The organism is Bacillus cereus group sp. MG1, assembly GCF_040460035.1.
Taxonomy (GTDB): domain Bacteria; phylum Bacillota; class Bacilli; order Bacillales; family Bacillaceae_G; genus Bacillus_A; species Bacillus_A cereus.
On record NZ_JARVGY010000001.1, the window covers coordinates 3,059,812 to 3,075,269 of the forward strand.

Genomic DNA, 15,458 nt, shown 5'->3' on the forward strand with positions numbered 1-15,458 from the left:
TCTCAAATTTTCGGTAGAGGTATCGGCTGGGAAAATAAGAATTGTATAAAAGTGTCAAAAATCTTTATGGGAATGGGGAATGTTATAGTGAAAAAGCAAGTTATTTCATCAGCATTAGCGTTAACTGTTATCGTCGGGGGATTTGGAGCGTTTGGGGCAACGACAACGAAAGCGGAAGAACAAAAAATTCAATATCATCAAGAATTTAAAACACCTGCATACATAGGTGAAGAATGGAAAGCACCGGAAGGACTAGATAAAAAAGAGACGGTCTTTCAATACTTAGAGAGTAAGAAAGATATGTTTAAATTAGCAGGAAATATTGAAAAGCATTTTAATATCGTTGGAGAAGAAAAAGACGCTGAATCTGATACGACACATGTGAAGCTAGTTGAGAAACATAATAACATTCCTGTGTACGGTTCTGATCAAACTGTTACACTTGATAAAGAGAATAATGTAAAAGCATTCTTCGGACAAGTTATTCCGAATTTAGATGATAAAAATATTCCTGCAGCTGCAAGCATTACTGCGGAACAAGCAGAAACGATTGCAAAGGCAGATATTGAGAAAGAAATTGGTAAAGTAAAGAGTTATGACGGTGTGAAAAAAGATTTGTTTGTATATGAAAAGGACGGTAATTACTACCTTGCATACTTAGTTAAGGCATCGATTTCAAAACCAGCTCCAGGATATTGGCATTATTTTGTTGATGCAACGAATGGAAATGTTATTGAGAAATATAACGCTGTAGATAACATTACTGGATTTGGTTACGGAGTATTAGGTGCTAGACAATCATTTGAAATTGCTCAAGATACGAAAACAGGACAATTCAACTTGTTTGATGGTAAACGAGGACAAGGCATTCATACATTTGATGCAGAAAATATGGACGAGAACTGGTTTAATTTATTCTCACAATGGCTTGGATATACAGGAGAAGAAGTTGAAAGTAAATCTAAGTTCTTCGAAGATAAAGCTGCAGTTGATGCGCATGTAAATGCAGGGAAAGTATATGATTACTACAAAAAGACATTTAATCGTAACTCTTTCGATGATAAAGGTGCGAAGCTTATTTCAACTGTTCACGTAGGTACAGCTTGGAATAACGCAGCTTGGAATGGTGTGCAAATGATGTATGGTGATGGAGATGGAAAAACTTTCATTCCATTATCTGCTGGACTTGATGTTATCGGTCACGAATTAACGCATGCTGTAACTGAACATACAGCAAACCTTGTTTACAAAAATGAGTCAGGGGCGTTAAATGAATCGTTATCTGATATTATGGGTGTTATGGTTGAGAAGAAGAGCTGGGATTTAGGTGCTGATATTTATACACCTGATAAACCTGGTGATGCGCTTCGCTCTCTTAAAGACCCAGCGTCTATTCCAAACCCATTAAAACCAAGTGAAGGTTACCCAGATCACTATAGTAAACGTTACACTGGAACAGCTGATAATGGCGGCGTTCATATTAACAGCAGTATTAACAATAAAGCTGCATACTTAGTATCTGAAGGCGGGGATCATTACGGTGTGAAAGTAACTGGAGTGGGCCGTGAAGCGACAGAAAAAATTTACTACCGTGCTCTTACGAAATATTTAACTGCAAACTCTGACTTCAAAATGATGCGTCAAGCGGCACTTCAGTCAGCTGAAGATTTATACGGTAAAAACTCTAAAGCTGTACAAGCTGTAACGAAAGCTTATGATGCAGTAGGTGTAAAATAATAAGAGAAAAGACCTGACTAATATGTAATACTGAATGAATGATTGTTATTAATTATATAGTATTAATACACGACGACGTATGTTGTTTAACAACGTAATTTAAAGGTGTATCAACAATTTGGTTGATACACCTATTTTTTTATGCTTTTATCGCCCATTTATCACTACATTCAATCTCTTTATTACTACTTTTGTGTAAAAAGAATAAAGATGTTTAATTGTGCTTGTAAAAATAAAGTAACGATCTATTTGTTATCCCAAAAAACATATTGATGAACAATTTAAAATACCCTGATTAAAAAAACACCAGCTATCATAACAATTAAACCGAAAATTTGTATGGGCTTGACTCGATTTTTCAAAGAGTTAAGCAATCCAAATTGTTCTACCATCAAACTACCAATGATTTGACCGAATAAAGTAAGGATTACAGTTTGTCCATTTCCAATTTGATCAACGAGGTATACATTTATTAGAACATAAGACCCACCTAATATCCCTCCAAGCCATATCCACCATGGGGCTGATTGCTTAATAGGTTCTTTAATATTTGTGTAAGAACGGTCTATTATTCCGACAATTATAATTAAGATAATAGTACCTACAAAGAATGAAACAAGGGCTGCGTGCGAAGATGAATGAAGAACCTTTCCTAATTGACCATTGATAGCAATTTGTATAGCCATTAACATACCAGCCATTATGCCTACTATACGCCAAATCCATTGATTTAACATGCTCTCCTTGTCTGTTTGAGAAGAATATTTTTCACTTTTCTCTTGTTTAGCTATAGCTAAAAAGACACCTATTAAGACTAGTAATACGCCGAAGATTCGGCTTAATCCCAAAGGATACTGTACTGAATTAAACCAACCGTAATTATCTATTAGCATACTCATCAGAGTCATTCCCAAGATTGGCATTATTGCTGTTTGTACACTACCCAATTTAGGAAACAAAAGTATATTGGTGGTTAAAGCAATTGCTCCACCAATCCCCCCCAGCCATATAAAGATAGGTTGGTTCAAGAATAAGTCTAGTGGAATACCTAATGGTGAACCACTAATTAATATTGTAATAGTTAAGAAGATTACCCCTACAGCAAATGAGATCATTGAAGCTAAAAAAGGAGAAATCACAAATTTTCTTAATTGAGCATTAATGGCTGTTTGCACAGCAAAAACAGCTCCAAAACTTATAGCTAGAAGTATTGCAAACATAGAAATTTCCCCCCGTTTTATCAAATTAAAATCCAGTCTATTCCACCGGAATATTCTCTTTCTAAAAAATAAAAAATTAAAACGACGGCATTGATTATATCAAAGTCGTCGTCAGGTGTAATGAATACAATAAATTCAGGATTAATTACATTAAAAAACTTATGTTTTTTATTTCAAGAAGGCTCTGCATTATTAATTTTTTTGATTTTTTATCCACTGTAACCAGTAAGAAAACTCACATGCTAAATGCATTTGATGCGATTTAATAAGGCTGTTAGGACAAAGTGCAGGGAACTCAACAACTAGACTTACTTCTATCCCAGTATCAGTATCTTTAAATTGATGTCGAACTCCACCAATAATAGTACCGTCTTTCATACGTGCTACACCTGTTGATTGGTATTGATAAGACTTATCTCTAGGTGTTTGCAATCTAGTTTCGTCACCAAAAACAATAAAGAATTGAACTGGAAATGGAGAATTACCAGTAGTTTCTATAACTTCTAATTGATTTTCTCCAAAAGGTCTTAGTACATAGTGATCAGGACAAGCTGATAAATTCACTTGATTATTCTCGCGTGATTGTTCAAGCATAAGACTATCAATTCCATTTATCGCTTCTTCTGCTGTAATCCCATCTAAATAAATACTTGTTTTTGAAAATTTCCGTCTCTCACCAGATAAAGCCGTACCAATACGCATGCCCATCTCACTCAGTCTAAGTTTAAATCTCAACTTATCGTACATTTCATTGTATGAATATCTTAACTTTAGTTCCGTTAGTTTTTTTATCATGTCATCTGTATCATGTATTTGAGGCTCTTTATGTCCTAATGTATTGAAAACTTTCTTAATACGTTCTTTTTTCCATTTTGTAAGTTCTTCTTGTGAAATGTTTTTTCCTTCAATATAAATTTTCATATTAATTCTCCTTTACTCTTCATCAATTATTATTCCAACAATCGTTTTTTTAAATTATTGTTAGTCAGTTTACTGAGTAAAACCAAAGTATTTTTTAAAAACATATCTAGGAATAGAAATTCCATAGTGCTATTTTAGATATCTTCTTTTTGATCGTACTTTAATGTGGTGAATATGAGATTAATCATCTCTTTCTTCGTATCAAGATTTAAATTTAGCTCCGAATGGGCAATACTGCTAAGACCATATAAAATAAATCCAGAAGTTAAAGATAAGTTGTCAGTATGGAATACTCCTATTTTTACTCCATCCTCAATCACTTGTTGAATGAGTGGTTGTAATTGCATAAATAATTTCTGCTCAAGTAGGTAATGTTGTTCTGTCTGAAATGAACTCGAATCTTTGTATGGTGCTAGTTTTTCAATAAATGTCCAAAATATATCTAGAGAATTTTTCATTTTTTGCATAACGAGCAATTCATTCGAAGTAAGTATTTGCTGAATTATTTCTATATTTTTCACAATAAAATCATTTAAAATCTCATCAACAAAATCTTCTTTAGATTTAAAGTAATAATAAAATAAACCTGTCGCTACACCTGCATGATTAACGACATCCTTTATGCTAAATCCTCCCATACCGTTTTTCATATAAAGTTCAAAACCTATATCCATTAACTCTTGACGCCTTATATCAGGTTCTTTTGATATTCTTTTCATAATTTATCTCCTACCGTATTATTTTTACGACTGAATCTGATTCAATCATAAACGACTGAATTCGATTCAGTCAAGTGTTATTGAATCTGATTCAGTCACTTATTATATAGAAAGATCGCTACTTTATTTCAAACCCACATATAAAACTTGTTTGTGGCGTGGTCATTCACTTTTATCACCATTTTTGCTATTTCTTTCGGTTCAAGAGAAGGTAAATTAATTGTACAGTCGACTTATTACCACATCCATCGAAGTAACAAATACAACCATTATTGCTTAAATTCTCTCCTATCGGGGCATCATAGCAGAACGTACAATCTGTTTAACAACATAATGGAAATAACACTTTAAGGAGGAGTTTATATGGAAAAATGGTTTTCAGTTAAAGAAGTAGCAGCCCTTCTGGGCTATAAAAACGAAGAAACCATAAAAAGAAAACTAAAAGATGGGCTTTTTCCAAATGCATTCCAAAACAGCCGCAAAGAAGGTTGGAAGATACCAGCAAGCGATGTAGCAACTCTAGCTGGCTCTTCTCTAAAAAAAATCCAAAGCAAAAAATCATCGTCTACTGATTACAACAAATTTGAGCTGGTCAAATTAGCATATCAAATAGCAACCCTTACTTCCCCTCCGGAAGGAGTACATAAAGCTCTCACTTCTTTACCATTAGAACAAGCACTTAAAATTTGTCTAATTTTACGGCAACAAAGTAGACCAATTGATGCTCCATTCAAGTTTGTCAAAGCAGCGATAACGAAGAAGTGGACACCAGATCCGATTACAGATGAGAAGAAAAAAAGTTTAGTCGATTTCACACAACGTGATTTTGAGGGAGGGGGATTGAAGGAACAAAGCATGGGGAAAATCCCTTTGTACAATTGGTTGGAGTAGGAATAAAGGTGGTTAATGTGAGATGAAAAGCAATTATTACTACCATATTAAATGCCCTGAAGGGGTAAAACCTAAAAAGTTTAAATTAATCGTAATGGACAAACATCATACTCCTTTCTTACCTCTCACGGTTTTTTATAAGGAGGCATTGGGTAGGGTTTCAGACAGCAGTGCGGAATCCTACCTTAAAACCCTCTATACCTTCTTTACATGGCTTCGTACCGGTAGTAATTATCAGGGGAGAATTGTAAATTGGAATGATGAACCTCACATTGTACGGGCATCCATAGAGGACTATTTGATGTATGAAGCTCATTGTAAGATTTCAACTAACGATAGCAAAACACATTACAATGTAAAGTTAACAAATAAAAGCCCTAATACTGTTAGTCGATTGTTAAGTGCTTTAAAATCTTTTTACAAAATCATGATTCATGTAAGGATGTATTTTTATCCCAATCCCTTAATTGATACGCACGCTATTTTAGAAGAGCACCAAACCCTAAAAGAGGGTATTAGGGAGGGAAAACCCAGAATGCCCAATGAGGCAGGGACAGAAGAACCTTTACCAAAAAGATTCAGAAGGTTAACCGACTCTTTTTTTAAGGTCATAAATGGCGAGTGGAAACCTCAGATTATTGATACTCCTCATCTCCCTGCTATGATTGATAAGGCTGGAGCGAAAAGTAAATGGAAACTTAGAGACGAAATTATTACACGAATGTTATTTCAAACCGGAGCAAGAGCAAGAGAGGTTATTGAACTTACATTTGGTGACTATCGTTCTAGGAATGACAAGAATGAGTTTGCCACCTTTAACAAAGGAAGCAATGGAAAAAGGACAAAGTTTTTGAGAGTAGATAATGACACATTAAAATTACTTGATAAATATATCCATGGTGAGAGAAAGAAAGTTAATAAAAGTGCTTTAAACATGAATGACACACCTGATGAAACTCCAATATTTCTTAATCAATATGGAAATCCCTACACGTATGATGCCTTTCTAAAAAATTGGTTAACTATCATGGGAAAAGCAGAAATTAAAATCAACATTCATAAAACTCGTCATTGGTTCGTAACCCGAAACATTCGTGAAATTCGTGAAAACTACAAGACAAAGGTAGAACAGGATAATGCAATCGAACAATTAAGAATTTATATAAATTGGAGCGAAAAAGCAGACACCATGAAAATCTATGAGCACTATATTGATGAAAGAGATTATGTGGCAAAGGTGCATGATAAATTATTGAAAAAGATGAAACAGGATCAGGAGGAGTATTTAAATCCGTTAAAGCCTCGTAAGAAGGCTAAACAACCTTCGGTTGAACCTAGAAATAAGGTTGTTCAAATTCCTGAAAAACGACATGAATTAATGGACTTTATTAATGAATTGAATAGTTAATCCATTAATCTAAGGATGTGGGAATGTGATTAATAAATTAGAAAGTAAACTATGGTATCAAGAATTAAAAGGCAAGGTTGATGACAACATTCTTGCCTATCAAGATAAACGAGGCTACTTTTGGGATAAGGTTAATCCCGAGCATTTGCGTTACTTCAAAAGCAACTGTTGTAATCACCCTTTTACAAACCACTTAGCATTAGGTTTGATGGTAATGTCCAATGAAAATTTAGACCCCATGACTATTTACGGGGTAAATATAGCAGTAAGTATCGGTCTCAAGAACCTCTTTCAAGAACTAAAACTAGCGAGTGTTAATGATTTTGATGTGGATATACATCTGTCCAATTATTTACGCGGGGAGATTCTCCCCGCCCATTCAGATCATAAGAGAAGTGAATTCTTTAGGTTCTATAAAAGTGAAGTCAAACATGTACAAAAATGGTACGAGACTAAATTAAAAAAGGAGCAACAAGAAGTGTTTGCCCCTTTTTTATTCCCTCAAACATACTTGGAGCCCAGGGATTTTAAAGTTACAAAATCTGCAATTGAAAATGCAAAGAATAAACGGAAGTCCGAAACAGACGCAATTTCGAAAGACTTTTTAAAAATTCGTGCTGAAGGTGGATTCCGTTTGAATCAAGTTAGGCGTTTGCGACAGAAATACCTTGAGGTTGTGAAATTAGTAAAAGATCACGGTTATCCTCTTCCTTTTGAATTTTCTTATATTGAAAACGGAGAACGTGGAGATGTATCAAAGGAGCTTTTTTCCTTTCGATTATGGGATAAACCGTCTTTCGTACTTCATCATAGTGACAATTATTCTTCAGTAACCATTGGTAATGCAAAAGCACAAAAATTGACTTATTCAGATAAAAACAATGAATACTTCGTCGAGTTTTTAAAAGCAGAAGTATTAGATGATGAAACTGGTAAACCAGTAGAAGAAACTGAAGGTTTTTGGTTTTTACCCATTTTGGAACATCAATTAATCGGAATTTGGCATCAATCTTTAAGCGAAGAGAAAATAAAAAGAAAATTGAAAATACTTGAGATGTACGGATATAGCGAACTAGGTTCTGAGGGTCTTACTACGCCTTTCTATTCTAATCACAAAGGCATTCTATCACAAGGTATTTTTGTATCTGAAAACCAGAATCATGCCGATGGCATTTTAATGAACATTGAGGTATTGTACATTACAGCTCTATTCGGTGCGACAGCACTAGATATATTTACGTCTTCAGGTTCAAGGTTAGGGGAAATGGTGCAAATTCATTTTGGCACAGGGTGTTTAGATCAGGGAATTGTCATCGATTCAGAAACAAATCAAGAGATAACAGCGTACATGTTTAGAGCTATTCCGAAAGGAAGAGATGAGCCTGCAATCTTTTATGTCGTCAAAGATACTTTTGATTTAATAAAGGAAATTGGTTTTTACCTTAGAGATGTACATTATAAAGGTTCACTTCCAACTGTGGAATTTAGATATCGTAAAAGTACGGGTGTATCGCGCCCAGACCAACCCTATTTATTTCAGTTTTACGGTAAGCATTTTGGACATATAACTTTTGCATGTGTTTTAAACTTCATCTGTTTCGGATTGGTTTATGAGACACAAGACAAGAAATTAGTAAAGCTGAAACCACACTTATTACGCCACAGTTTTGCGACACATGCGGTACAGGCAGAGGAACTCCCGATTGATGTCGTAGCAATGATTCTTAACCAAAAGGATGTATCAGTTACAGGATATTATTCTCAACCTACCCAAAGCCAAGTAACAGGTTTGGTGTTCGACTTTCATACTTCTATGACTACTAAAATTGACATTATGAAGGAAGTATTAAGAAACCCAAAAGAGCTACAAGAAATTTTTAAACGTCAGAGAGAAATTAGTGGACCTTTTAGTAAAACTGTTGGGGGTACATGTGTCACTAATAAGATTTGTCCAATAAAGTTTGCATGTGTAGGATGTGGTACTAAAATACCTGAACCAGAACAAAAGCACGAGTTAATTTCTTATTTAGAATGGGCACAAAAATCAATGGAGTATCACCAAGAAAAAGGGTTCAAATTGGAAGTAACAAAATTTAAAAAAACGATACACGATGCGAAAGTTGAATTGAAAGAAATAGCATTAATTGAGGAGTATAGGAGAGATAAGGAGAATGAGCCAAAACTTATCATTAAAAAGACATAAAAGCGGTTTAGAGAACGATTATGAAAAACGAAGGGTTAACTCCTTTAAACTAGGTAAAAAAGCAATAGATGTCCTCCTTACGGAGGGCAAAGAAGTTACCTTACACAATGTATCTAAAAAGACAAAAGAACTTGATGAACAAGGCAAAGGGATTCATTTTAACACCATTAGAAATCATGAAGAACTCTATGCATATTATAAAGAAAAAAGTAAGAGTTATAAGAAAAAGCAAAAAGAGCTGGAAAAGCATCTTCCTTATCGTAAAAATAAAAAATATTCCTTTCATGAGTTTGGGCAATTAAAACTTGACAGAAGTTTAAAGAATGTTTATAGACAATATATGCGTCTAACAAAGAATGAATTAGCGACTCGTTTGATAGAAGCTGAGCAGTACATAGCAGAAGGAAAACAGGAGTATTTGAAAAAGTTATTTGAGACGTATGAGGGATAAAAACTGAATTTAAACCACAAATTGTCGTGATAAAAGGAGTGGATTCCCTGGTATTATCCCCTATAGGTAGACAGTAAAAAAAGAGTCCATCTGATATGATGGACTCAATACTGTTTTATCTGGAGGGGATTTTTTTATGGCAAGAAAAGGACAATCATTTCAAAAATATACAGAAGAACTAAAGCGAGAAGCAGTTCGTCTTCGATTAGAAGAGAGAAAATCATTGCGAGAAATTCGTGAACAACTCGGTGTGAAGAGCGATGCCCAGATTATTGAGTGGGTAAAACGTGCGCAACAAGGGGAGTCCTTTGATGATCAACGTGGTGTCTGGAATCGAAAGAATTTTAATAGTCTAGAAGAAGAAAATGCTTATTTGAAGGCACAGGTTGAGTATTTAAAAAAGCGCAATCCAAATCTACACGGGAAGGAATGGTCCTAAAGAAAGAACGATTTTCTCTTATCGATTCATTACGCCAAGCCTATCCACTCCGATGGTTGCTTCAAATCGCGGAAGTTTCTAAGGCTGGCTACTATAAATGGCGGAAATATCATAACGTGCAGCGTTTACGTCAGAAAAGGGATATGTGGCATAAAGAACATATTTTATCTATTCATCGTCAGCATCCTTACTATGGGTATAAACGTATGACTCGTGCTTTGGCTCGAGAAGGAATGGTAATGAATCATAAACGTGTTCGTCGTCTTATGAGAGAGCTGGGTATTCAATCTATCATTCGAAAAAAACGTCCGTTTTATGGAAGAAAAACATCTGTGGTATTTAAAAATCATTTGAATCGAGAGTTTCAAGCTGAAAAGCAAAATCAAAAATTCGTAACAGATATTACTTATGTACGAATCGGAGAACAATTTGCCTATTTGTCAGCTGTGTTAGATTTATACAACAATGAAATTGTTGCCTGGAAGCTATCTTCAAGAAATGATTTAGATTTGGTTTTAACTACATTACGTCAATTAGAAGGGAAGTCATTAACTACTAAGCCCCTTTTCCATTCAGATCAAGGGTTTCAATATACATCTAAATCCTACGCAAAACAGTTAGAGAAATTAGGATTTGTCGGTAGTCATTCTAGACGTGGAAACTGTTTTGATAATGCGTGTATCGAATCATTCTTCTCACATTTAAAAACAGAGAAGTTGTATTTAGTGTGCCCAAAAACATATGAAATGGCCTACCGAGCAATTCAAGAATATATTCAGTTTTATAATACAGAAAGATTCCAAGAAAAACTTCACGGCCTTTCCCCGATAGAATATCGGGAAAAGGCCGTGGCATAATACTCTTTTTATTTCTGTCTACTTGACAGGGTGATGACCACCCCCACTCCTCTTTTTATTCCCTACAATTGTTTAACAACATACCTTTATTGCTAATTCAAACCTCAAAGTTCACTTTTCTTATCTTTCAGTAAAAATCCTAGTCAGGTCTTTTCTTTATCCCGCTATCCGCAAATGATGAAATTTCCACTTTATTTAGTCGCGAATACCTAATGCGATTTTCGCCATACGTGACATACGTTCTTTCGACCACGGTGGATTCCAAACGACATTTACTTCTATTTCATTAACTTCAGGTACGTTTGTTGATAATACTTTTTTAACGTCTGATACGATTTGCCCAGCCATTGGACAACCGATAGAAGTCATAGTCATCGTAATGACAGCATTATTATTTTCATCTGCTGTAACATCATAAACTAATCCAAGATTAACGATATCAACACCTAGTTCAGGGTCAATAACAGCTTCTAAATTGGCAAGTAATTTATTTTCAAATGCTTCTTGTGACATAAGCAGCCCCTCCTACACTTTAATGATATCGATTCTCATTATAACGGAAATGAGCATAATGTGCAGGAAATGAGCTCGAAAAAATATCCCTCTTCGCAAGAGGGATATTTTTTGAACATCTATTCTGTTTTAAAATGAGATACGAGCTGATCTAACTCTTCAACTGTTTGTTTCATTTTTCTAGCAGTTACTGTCATTTCATTCATAACGATAACTTTCTGTTCAGCAGATTGTGCCGTTGCGGCAGTTTCGCTGGATACTTCAGTAGAGATAGAAGCGATGTTATTAAGTGAAGCATTCATTTCTTCAGCACTTGCAGCCATTTCTTCAGCAGTTGCTGATATATCTTGCATTTGAGTAGATACTTTATTTACTTGTTCCACAATTGTTGTGAAAGAAGTACCAGCTTCACGAATAACATTGATACCTTCAAATGCTTCAGAACGGCCTTGAGACATCATAGAGCTAGCAGTTTCTGTATCATTTTGAATTTGATGTAGTAATTGATTAATGTCTGTTGCAGCTGTTTTAGATTGTTCAGCAAGTTTTCGAACTTCGTCAGCTACGACAGCAAATCCTTTTCCTTGCTCGCCAGCACGAGCAGCCTCAATAGAAGCATTTAAAGCAAGTAAGTTTGTTTGCTCAGCAATATTAGAAATAGATTGTACAGCAGTATCAATATATTTCGTATGAGTGATTAGACGTTCAACCACTTCTGACGTAGCATTTACAGCTTCGTGTATTGTTGTCATTTGTGAAACAGATTTTTGGATAACCGTACTTCCATCGCTAGCATGTTCAGATGTGGCAACAGCAAGTTCCGCTACAGATGAAGCAGATTCAGCGATGCGCTGAACACTTACTGCCATATCATCCATTGCAGTTGAACTTTCTTCCATACTAGAAGTTTGTGATTGAATACTTGCATTTAAGTTGGACATCGAGCTTTGGACTCTTAATGTCGCCTCACGTGATGTATTTGTTTTTTCTAGCATATTTTCAGAAGCGGTTTGCACTTCCACTGATGTTTTTTGAACACGATTAATGATATGTTGTAGGTTTTCTAACATTTTATTAAATGATGTTGCGATAGCACCTATTTCATCGTTGCTATTTACTTGTAGACGTGCCGTTAAGTCACCTTCTTGAGAGGCCAATTCTTTTAGTTTCGTGTCAATTTGTTGAATTGGTTTCACCAGTTTACCAGAGAACCACCATGCAAGAATAATTGCAACGACAATACAAATAACAAGTGATAGAAAGACTGCATATTCAATTCCTAGTGAAGATTGATCAATTTGTTCAATAGATTGTTCACGTAATTTAGCTTGTTCATTACTGTACTTTGTGAAGTCACCAATTACTTTATAGACCGTTCCGTTTTCTGAAGAAGCTACTTGTAAAGCTTCTTCCCATTTTTGTTCTTTTGCAAGAGTGAATACTTTTTCTTCAACGAACTTTCTCCAAGTAGACCCTAATTCCATTGTACTTTTTACGGACGAAGAAAGATTTGGATTAGAAAGAAGTTTATCTTTTGAATCCTCAAGACGTTTACTCATCTCATTAAACTTGTCTAATTCGACTTGATCATGTTGTAGTAAATAACCCCTTAAAGCAGATAGCTGTACTTGATAAGCGTCTCCACGTTCTTTCAATTCTGTTGCCAGTGGAGAAATTTCTTTTTGTAATGTTTCAGCTTTACGAGATTGGTCAATAGCAAAAAATAAAATAAAAGCTAAGGCGATGCCAAATAAAGCGCAAATCGTTCCCATCATGAACATAAGTTTTTTTCTGATACTTACAAAATTCATATGATTAAAAGCCTCCTTTGTGAAATCTTAGTATTAGAATTAATAAATGTAAAAAATTGAAAGAAAGCTTTACTCCAGTTGGAATAAAGCTTTCTTATTTCCTTTAGGAATTATAGCAGACGGAATGAGAGATAGAAAGAGATATTTTAAATTGAAAAAAGAGAGACTGTAAAATATTCTTTCCTATACCTTTGGGCTTGTGTCATTACAAGCGAAAGGTTCACTTTAAGCGTTTGTTTTGAAATGAGAGACGAGAACTTCAAGTTCTTGTACGATTGTTTTCATTTCAGATGATTTGTTAGCCACGATACTCATTTTGTTTACTTGATCACCAGCTGAATGTGCTGTTTGTAATGTTTCTGCAGCAACTTCATTTGAAATAGAGGCGATATTATTTAAAGCTGCGTTCATTTCTTCAGAGCTTGCAGCCATCTCTTCAGCAGTTGCAGACATTTCTTGCATTTGCGTAGAGACTTTGTTAATGTGGTTAACAATTTCTGAGAATGAAGATCCGGCAGTACGAATAACAGTAATTCCTTCAGAAGCTTCTGCTTGACCTTGTGTCATCATGTCATTTGCTATTTTAGTATCGGCTTGAATTTGATGCAGTAAATGGTTAATGTCAGTTGCGGCTAGTTGAGATTGTTCAGCAAGTTTTCGAACTTCATCAGCAACAACAGCGAATCCTTTGCCATGTTCACCAGCACGAGCTGCTTCAATAGAAGCATTTAAAGCGAGTAAATTTGTTTGCTCGGCGATATTCGAAATAGATTGAAGTGCAGTATCGATATGATTTGTATGTGTAATGAGTCGCTCAACTACTTGTGATGTAGCGTTAACAGCTTCGTTAATTGTGTGCATTTGTGTAATAGATTTCTCAATGACTTTATTCCCATCATCTGCTTTTTCTGAAGTTGTAACAGCTAAACTAGTAACAGAAGAGGCGGACTCAGCGATACGCTGAACACTCGTTGCCATGTCATCCATTGCAGTTGAACTTTCTTCAATGCTAGAAACTTGTGAACGAATATTGTGTTCAAGAGCATTCATAGTTTCTTGGGTCCTTGCGGTATTTTCCATAGAAGCAGTCGTTTCGATAAATACATTTTCGGAAGCTTCTTTTACACTTGTTGATGTTTGTTGAACTTGTTTTATTATAAGCTGTAAGTTAGTGAGCATTTGATTAAAGGAATTTGCAATGTCACCTATTTCATCTTTACTTGTTACGTGTAATCTAGCCGTTAAATCTCCATCTTGAGAAGCTAATTCTTTTAACTTCTCATCAATTTGTCGAATTGGTTTAACGAGTTTACCAGAGAACCACCATGCTAATAAAATAGACGTTAATGTACATGTAATGAGTGAGAAGAAAATAATATATTGAATAAGTGATGAAGAAGACTCGACGTCAGCAATTAATGCGTCACGTTTCTCATTCTCTTCATTTGTATATTTATTAAAACGACCTAAAAGATCATTTACATAATCTGTTTGTGCTAAAGCAATTTTGGATGCTTCGTCCCATTTTCCTTCACGAGCAAGAGGTAGTACCTCATTATCTATGACGCTACGCCATTTTCCCCCCATTAAAATAGCTTCTTTCATTCCTTCTGGGAGCTTCTTGTCACTTGTTACTTTCTCTCTAGTATCAGCTAATTTTTTCCCTTCTCGGTTGAACTTATCTAATCCTTTTTGATCATGTGATAGTAAATATTCTTGTAAACCAGCAACTTGTGCTTGGAACCAATCGCCACGTTCTTTTAAAATCGTCGCTCTTTTTGATACATCATTTTTTAACGTTTCGATTTCACTTGCTTGATTCATGGCGAATGAAAGAATAACAATAAGAGCAATGCTAAATAAAGAAGAAATGCTTAAGAGTGTGAACAGTAGTTTTTTTCGAATACTAACATATTTCATCGTTACCCCTACCCTCGTTTAAACTGTTTATTATGATTTATAGATATTTAAAACGAAATTAATAAAAACATTATTATGAAGTTATTAATCTGTTCAATGAAAATTATAGCAGATAATGGAAGGAGTCAGATTGATATTAGAAAAAGTTCTTAAAATGTATACATTTGCATATCATAAAATTCATAAATAAATATTAGAAATGCTATTGAAATTTGAAATGACATCATGTATACTTCTAATTAGTTGATAACGATTATCAGTATCAACTAAAACATTACTCTTCGTTATGTTGGTCATACCCCTTTTTGACGACGTAAGTCAGAGACGAAATGTTGAAATATCTTGTGTCCTATTCTACAGAATTATGG

12 protein-coding genes are annotated in these 15,458 nt (G+C 34.8%); 6 read left to right on the forward strand and 6 right to left on the reverse strand.

The genetic code is table 11. The annotated features are described in order from the left end of the window. Nucleotides 1-87: 87 nt before the first annotated feature. On the forward strand, nucleotides 88-1,737 hold the full coding sequence (locus QCI79_RS15855) for a M4 family metallopeptidase (RefSeq protein WP_021727967.1): 1,650 nt from the start codon (nucleotides 88-90) through the stop codon (nucleotides 1,735-1,737). 281 nt (nucleotides 1,738-2,018) lie between these two features. Here the strand turns inward: QCI79_RS15855 and QCI79_RS15860 are convergent, their stop codons facing one another. The 3 genes from QCI79_RS15860 to QCI79_RS15870 form a co-directional block, all read right to left on the reverse strand. Beyond that, a complete protein-coding gene (locus QCI79_RS15860) occupies nucleotides 2,019-2,957 on the reverse strand; it encodes a DMT family transporter (protein WP_023901126.1) in 939 nt (312 codons plus the stop codon). A 192-nt stretch (nucleotides 2,958-3,149) separates the two neighbouring features. Next, a complete protein-coding gene (locus QCI79_RS15865; RefSeq protein ID WP_000708315.1) occupies nucleotides 3,150-3,878 on the reverse strand; it encodes a hypothetical protein in 729 nt (242 codons plus the stop codon). Nucleotides 3,879-4,012: 134 nt separating this feature from the next. Beyond that, nucleotides 4,013-4,597, reverse strand: a complete 585-nt coding sequence (locus QCI79_RS15870) for a TetR/AcrR family transcriptional regulator (protein ID WP_000822612.1) — start codon at nucleotides 4,595-4,597, stop codon at nucleotides 4,013-4,015. A gap of 363 nt (nucleotides 4,598-4,960) precedes the next feature. Between QCI79_RS15870 and QCI79_RS15875 the strand changes: the two genes are divergently transcribed. The 5 genes from QCI79_RS15875 to QCI79_RS15895 all read left to right on the forward strand — a co-directional run bounded on the left by QCI79_RS15875 (nucleotide 4,961) and on the right by QCI79_RS15895 (nucleotide 10,846). Next, nucleotides 4,961-5,488 (forward strand): helix-turn-helix transcriptional regulator, encoded by a 528-nt coding sequence (locus QCI79_RS15875; RefSeq protein WP_021728024.1) that lies wholly within the window; start codon nucleotides 4,961-4,963, stop codon nucleotides 5,486-5,488. 22 nt (nucleotides 5,489-5,510) lie between these two features. Then, nucleotides 5,511-6,896: a tyrosine-type recombinase/integrase gene (locus QCI79_RS15880; protein ID WP_021728025.1), complete on the forward strand. Its 1,386-nt coding sequence runs from the start codon at nucleotides 5,511-5,513 to the stop codon at nucleotides 6,894-6,896. A 25-nt stretch (nucleotides 6,897-6,921) separates the two neighbouring features. Next, nucleotides 6,922-9,099, forward strand: a complete 2,178-nt coding sequence (locus QCI79_RS15885; RefSeq protein ID WP_021728026.1) for a site-specific integrase — start codon at nucleotides 6,922-6,924, stop codon at nucleotides 9,097-9,099. Next, nucleotides 9,068-9,550, forward strand: coding sequence for a hypothetical protein (locus tag QCI79_RS15890; RefSeq protein WP_021728027.1), 483 nt, complete (start codon nucleotides 9,068-9,070; stop codon nucleotides 9,548-9,550). Before QCI79_RS15885 ends, QCI79_RS15890 begins: the two co-directional genes overlap by 32 nt. Nucleotides 9,551-9,686: 136 nt before the next feature. Continuing rightward, nucleotides 9,687-10,846 (forward strand): IS3-like element ISBth8 family transposase gene (locus QCI79_RS15895; protein ID WP_087874946.1). Its coding sequence is split into 2 segments (ribosomal slippage): nucleotides 9,687-9,945 and nucleotides 9,945-10,846, totalling 1,161 coding nucleotides; the frame shifts between segments, so codons are not numbered across the junction. Nucleotides 10,847-11,041: 195 nt separating this feature from the next. On the opposite strand, the gene QCI79_RS15900 is transcribed toward QCI79_RS15895, so the two are convergent. The 3 genes from QCI79_RS15900 to QCI79_RS15910 all read right to left on the reverse strand — a co-directional run bounded on the left by QCI79_RS15900 (nucleotide 11,042) and on the right by QCI79_RS15910 (nucleotide 15,090). Then, nucleotides 11,042-11,359 (reverse strand): metal-sulfur cluster assembly factor, encoded by a 318-nt coding sequence (locus QCI79_RS15900; protein WP_000076422.1) that lies wholly within the window; start codon nucleotides 11,357-11,359, stop codon nucleotides 11,042-11,044. A 119-nt stretch (nucleotides 11,360-11,478) separates the two neighbouring features. Continuing rightward, nucleotides 11,479-13,170 (reverse strand): methyl-accepting chemotaxis protein, encoded by a 1,692-nt coding sequence (locus QCI79_RS15905; protein ID WP_001012196.1) that lies wholly within the window; start codon nucleotides 13,168-13,170, stop codon nucleotides 11,479-11,481. Between the two features lie 225 nt (nucleotides 13,171-13,395). Then, entirely contained in the window at nucleotides 13,396-15,090 is a 1,695-nt protein-coding gene (locus tag QCI79_RS15910; RefSeq protein ID WP_000878441.1) for a methyl-accepting chemotaxis protein, read from the reverse strand. Between the last annotated feature and the right edge of the window lie 368 nt (nucleotides 15,091-15,458).

Excerpts from the sequence above, each read along its gene's own strand:
- QCI79_RS15875 (WP_021728024.1), top strand. The coding sequence starts at position 4,961 with ATGGAAAAATGGTTTTCAGTTAAAGAAGTAGCAGCCCTTCTGGGCTAT.
- QCI79_RS15880 (WP_021728025.1), top strand. The coding sequence starts at position 5,511 with ATGAAAAGCAATTATTACTACCATATTAAATGCCCTGAAGGGGTAAAA.
- QCI79_RS15860 (WP_023901126.1), bottom strand. The coding sequence starts at position 2,957 with ATGTTTGCAATACTTCTAGCTATAAGTTTTGGAGCTGTTTTTGCTGTG.
- QCI79_RS15870 (WP_000822612.1), bottom strand. The coding sequence starts at position 4,597 with ATGAAAAGAATATCAAAAGAACCTGATATAAGGCGTCAAGAGTTAATG.
- QCI79_RS15890 (WP_021728027.1), top strand. The coding sequence starts at position 9,068 with ATGAGCCAAAACTTATCATTAAAAAGACATAAAAGCGGTTTAGAGAAC.
- QCI79_RS15865 (WP_000708315.1), bottom strand. The coding sequence starts at position 3,878 with ATGAAAATTTATATTGAAGGAAAAAACATTTCACAAGAAGAACTTACA.
- QCI79_RS15905 (WP_001012196.1), bottom strand. The coding sequence starts at position 13,170 with ATGAATTTTGTAAGTATCAGAAAAAAACTTATGTTCATGATGGGAACG.
- QCI79_RS15910 (WP_000878441.1), bottom strand. The coding sequence starts at position 15,090 with ATGAAATATGTTAGTATTCGAAAAAAACTACTGTTCACACTCTTAAGC.
- QCI79_RS15900 (WP_000076422.1), bottom strand. The coding sequence starts at position 11,359 with ATGTCACAAGAAGCATTTGAAAATAAATTACTTGCCAATTTAGAAGCT.